Source organism: Algoriphagus sp. (assembly GCF_024642405.1).
Lineage (GTDB): Bacteria > Bacteroidota > Bacteroidia > Cytophagales > Cyclobacteriaceae > Algoriphagus.
Window position 1 is genome coordinate 1 of record NZ_JAHEBC010000309.1, and the last position, 4591, is coordinate 4591.

Here is a 4591-nt window from a genome sequence, read left to right on the forward strand (position 1 = left end):
TTAGAAGTCTGTGATTCCATAATCGAAAAGGCAAAAGCTGAAGCTGATGAGTTTTATGAAGAACTTCAGGATCGGGTTTTGGATAAAGATTTAAAACAAATCCAGCGTCAGGCCTATGCTGGAATGATGTGGTCAAAGCAATTTTATTATTATGACGTCGAAAGATGGCTAGAGGGTGATCCAGGCAGGTACGTCCCGCCAGTCTCGCGTAAAAAAGGAAGAAATAGCAATTGGAAACATTTGCAGAATTATGATATCATCTCTATGCCGGACAAATGGGAATATCCTTGGTACGCAGCATGGGATTTGGCTTTTCATTGTATTCCTATCGCAAGGATTGATCCTGAATTTGCAAAAGCTCAACTCCTACTTCTTTTAAATGAGTGGTATATGCATCCAAATGGACAAATTCCTGCCTACGAGTGGAATTTTTCGGATGTGAATCCTCCTGTGCATGCTTATGCTGTCCAGCGAGTATATCAAATAGACAAAAAGGCCAACGACGGAAAGGGTGACTTTGAATTTCTAGAACGAGCTATGCATAAGCTTATGCTCAATTTTACCTGGTGGGTAAATCAAAAGGATAGCGACGGCCAAAATATTTTTGAGGGGGGCTTTCTCGGACTTGATAACATCAGTGTTTTTGACAGAAGTCATGCCCAGCGATATCAAGGCAAGTTGGAACAGGCTGATGCAACTTCTTGGATGGCTATGTTTTCTCTCAACTTGCTAAGAATAAGTCTTGATCTTTGTGAAACTAATAAAGTTTACCAATTCACGGCTACGAAATTTCTCGAACACTTTTTATATATCGCCGGAGCAATGAGTAATATTTCCGCAGAAGGAATTTCACTCTGGGATGATGAAGATAATTTCTTTTATGATGTTTTTCACGTTCCTGGTAAGGAATCAAATCGGATGAAAGTAAGATCCATTGTGGGATTAATCCCACTTTTTGCGGTTGAGCCGATTCGGGAAGATTTATTTGATCAGTTACCTGAGTTTAAACAGCGATTGGAATTTTTCCTCAGAGAAAAACCAAAATTGGCAGCTTTGGTTTCGAGTTGGATTCAGCCAGGATTCGACAGAAGAAGATTGTTCTCTCTTTTAAGAGGCCATAGAATGAAAAGCATTCTTCATAAAATGTTGGATTCAGATGAATTTTTGAGTGAATATGGGATTAGATCGCTTTCTAAATATCATTTGCATAACCCATATTCCTTGAAAATTGCTGGAGATACACTTTCCGTCAAATATACCCCTGGAGAATCCGACACCGTGATGTTTGGAGGAAATTCCAATTGGCGAGGTCCGATCTGGTTCCCTATCAACTACCTGATTATTGAATCACTGAAAAAGTTTGATTTTTACTATGGAGGTGATTTTTCAATTGAATACCCCACGGGATCAGGCAGGTATATGACCATGGATATAATTGCAAAAGAACTTTCTTTCCGATGTATGAAGATTTTCATGAAGGATGAAAAAGGAAACAGACCGGTGTATGGATATAACAAGAAATTCCAGGAAGACCCCCATTTCAAAGATTATATTCTTTTTTATGAATACTTCCACGGAGATTCAGGATTAGGGTTGGGTGCATCGCACCAAACCGGTTGGACAGGACTTGTCGCAGAAATGATTCATAAATATTACAAAGTAAGAGAAGACAAGGAGCATGACTCTCAAACCCTTTTTAGAAGCTAATAGAATTGAAGCGGGCTGTGATGAGGTGGGAAGAGGATGCCTAGCCGGGCCAGTGGTGGCAGCAGCAGTGATTCTTCCTCCCAATTACTCCAACCAATGGATCAACGACTCAAAAAAATTAGGAAAGAAACAAAGAGAGGATCTGATCGAAGAAATCAAAGACAAAGCTTTAGCTTGGAAAATTGCAGAGGCTTCAGTGGAAGAGATTGACAGAATTAATATTCTCAATGCCTCTTTTCTAGCCATGACCCGAGCTGTCAAAGGTTTGTTAATTTCACCAGAACATCTTTTGATCGACGGAAACAGATTCAAATCCGATCTTTCCATTCCTTTTACCTGCGTGATCAAAGGAGATGGAAAGTTTGCCAGTATTGCCGCTGCTTCAATTTTAGCCAAAGTCTATCGGGATCAATTTATGGAGCGTTTAACTGAAGAATTTCCACATTATGGATGGGAGCGGAATGCAGGATATCCTACCAAAGCTCATCGAATAGGAATCGAGGAAAATGGAGACTGCATTTGGCATAGAAAGAGTTTTAGACTGTTGAAATCACAAACTGAACTTTTCAAGTAAAATTGAATGGGATTGAAACACTTGAACTAATCTATCTCCTTTCCATTAAATTTGCTTTAAAGTAAAGCCCAATCAAATGCCACATCCACTCTACCTGCATTTATCCAAATATGTTGTCGTTTCTGAATCTGAATTTTCAGACATATTGAATTTCTTTGAAAAAAGAAAATTGTCAAAAAAAGAAATCATCATGCAGGCGGGGACCAAATGCAATTCCAACTATTTTGTAGCTCAAGGTTGCCTTCACATGTATTTGGTTAATGAAAATGGTAATGAACAAACCGTGCAGTTTGGAATAGAAAATTGGTGGATCACTGATTTTATGGCTTTTCAACACCAGAAAACCACAGATTACTTTATCCAAGCAGTGGAGAATTCTGAAATCTTATGTATAGATTCAAAAAAGCAAGAGGAACTTTTCAAGAAATTCCCTCAAGTAGAAAGTTACTTTAGAATCATCTATCAAACGGCTTATGGAGCTGCGATAAATAGATTAAAGTACATTTTCACCTATTCTAAAGAAGTGATTTATTATAAGTTTAGAGAGCAATTTCCTGATTTTGTAGCTAGGGTACCTCAATATTTGGTGGCTACTTATCTCGGATTAACACCTGAATACCTCAGCCAGATTAAACATAAACAGCAATCTTAAACCAGCTTATTTTTTTTCTTGGGTATCGCTGATATTTTTGAAACAATTCAAAGTGATCAACTTCAGCTATGAAAAACTCTCAATTAATTCTTGTTGCAATTGCCTTTACTCTTTTTGCCTGTTCTGGGAATTCTGGTGGAAATGGATTTCAAGCAGAAACTCATATAGACACCTTGAGTACACACCTGAAGCCCTTTAAAGAAAATTTACCTACTATTGGTCTACTGATATATAATGGGGTTCTCACCACAGAAGTCACTGCATCCGCAGATGTATTCTCGAAGCCTACAGAAGCTGGTGAACAATTATTTAATGTAATTACCATTGCTGAAACGAGTGAGCCGGTTGTTTCGGAAGAAGGGTTGAAAATTGTTCCTGATTTTACTTTCCAAAACTCCCCCAAGTTGGACGTTTTATTTGTTCCAAGTGCTTACGATATGTATTCGCAGGTTCATAATGACAATATCATTCGATTTATCCAGGAGAAAAATAAAGAGACAATTTATACTGTCAGTAATTGCGCAGGAGCTCAGCTCATCGGTAAATCCGGAATTGCAGACGGAAAGAAAATAGTGACCTGGATTGGTGGTGGAGAACAACTACAAAAGGATTACCCAAACTTATTGGTGCAGGACGAGAACTTAATGAGTTATGTGGAAGACGGGAAATTCCTTTCCTCAAATGGCAATTTAGCCAGTTACATTTCTGCATTGGAATTAGTAGAAAAAATGAGTTCAGTTGAACACCGGAAATTTGTGGAATCCTATCTTTATTTAGATAGGCTTAAAGAATGGAAATAAAAAAAGCAAACCGTTATTTACAGTTTGCTTTTAAATAAAAATGGTGATTGAGGGTTACTTTTCTTTCTTTACTACTATTCTTTCAAAAACTAATTTACCTGCACTATTTCCATTTGTAGAAATAGGTTCCAGAATTAAATTATCTCCATTGAACTCCAATATTTTGGCCTGCTTAACATTTTCACCTTCATGAATGGTTAAAATATTATCTTCATTCAATTCTATTTTGGCTTTTTTTAAAACGATTTCATTGTTCACAAAATCCGTGTAGGCAAGACTATCACCTTCGGTGAATTTATAAACTGTATTTTCAAGTCTATAATTTATTTTTGTCTCCAAATTAGCACGAAAATCTGCGCTGGAACTGAGGTATTGAGGAGACGATTTGATTTTTTTGATACCATCAAAATCGACAAGTTGCCAACTTCCGATTAGTTCTTGATATTGAATCTGGTTCCAGCCAAGAACCAAGCTTAAAAACAGGGTATATACAAAAGATAGATTCATACTTTTTTGTGTGGCAATTATTTTGCCAAAAAAATAGACTGATCCTAATACAATTTTATGAGCCTTTTATTGAACCACCTTGCTCGCCAAAAAAGGAAGCCATTCTTCCGCTTGTCGCTCGGCATATTCTGCTAAGAAATAAGAAAGAGTTGGTCTGAATGGTTGATTTTTAAGAGTCAAGCCTGCTTGCTCCGGAGATTTGTCTCCTTTATTAACATTACATCTATGACAAGCTGTAACTAAGTTCATCCAATTTGTTTTTCCTCCTTTTGATCTTGGTACGACATGATCAATCGTTAAATGTCTCTTGCTTCCACAATATTGGCACTCACCATTATCCCTACGAAAAAG

The 4591-nt window shown here is 37.4% G+C and carries 5 protein-coding genes and 1 pseudogene; 4 read left to right on the forward strand and 2 right to left on the reverse strand.

Annotated elements, in window-relative coordinates; translation table 11 throughout:
* The 4 genes and pseudogenes from Q0L68_RS16725 to Q0L68_RS16740 form a co-directional block, all read left to right on the forward strand.
* Positions 1 to 1707: pseudogene (locus Q0L68_RS16725) on the forward strand (glucosidase); the annotation flags it as partial.
* Positions 1679 to 2281 (forward strand): ribonuclease HII, encoded by a 603-nt coding sequence (locus Q0L68_RS16730; RefSeq protein WP_296705348.1) that lies wholly within the window; start codon positions 1679 to 1681, stop codon positions 2279 to 2281. The pseudogene Q0L68_RS16725 and the gene Q0L68_RS16730, both read left to right, overlap by 29 nt.
* A 76-nt stretch (positions 2282 to 2357) precedes the next feature.
* Positions 2358 to 2933, forward strand: a complete 576-nt coding sequence (locus Q0L68_RS16735; RefSeq protein WP_296705349.1) for a Crp/Fnr family transcriptional regulator — start codon at positions 2358 to 2360, stop codon at positions 2931 to 2933.
* A 68-nt stretch (positions 2934 to 3001) separates the two neighbouring features.
* Complete coding sequence (locus Q0L68_RS16740) at positions 3002 to 3733, forward strand: DJ-1/PfpI family protein (RefSeq protein ID WP_296705352.1); 732 nt, start codon at positions 3002 to 3004, stop codon at positions 3731 to 3733.
* 54 nt (positions 3734 to 3787) lie between these two features.
* On the opposite strand, the gene Q0L68_RS16745 is transcribed toward Q0L68_RS16740, so the two are convergent.
* Complete coding sequence (locus Q0L68_RS16745) at positions 3788 to 4240, reverse strand: hypothetical protein (protein WP_296705354.1); 453 nt, start codon at positions 4238 to 4240, stop codon at positions 3788 to 3790.
* A 66-nt stretch (positions 4241 to 4306) separates the two neighbouring features.
* On the reverse strand, positions 4307 to 4591 hold a 285-nt coding region (locus Q0L68_RS16750; RefSeq protein WP_296705356.1), incomplete at its 5' end, for an HNH endonuclease.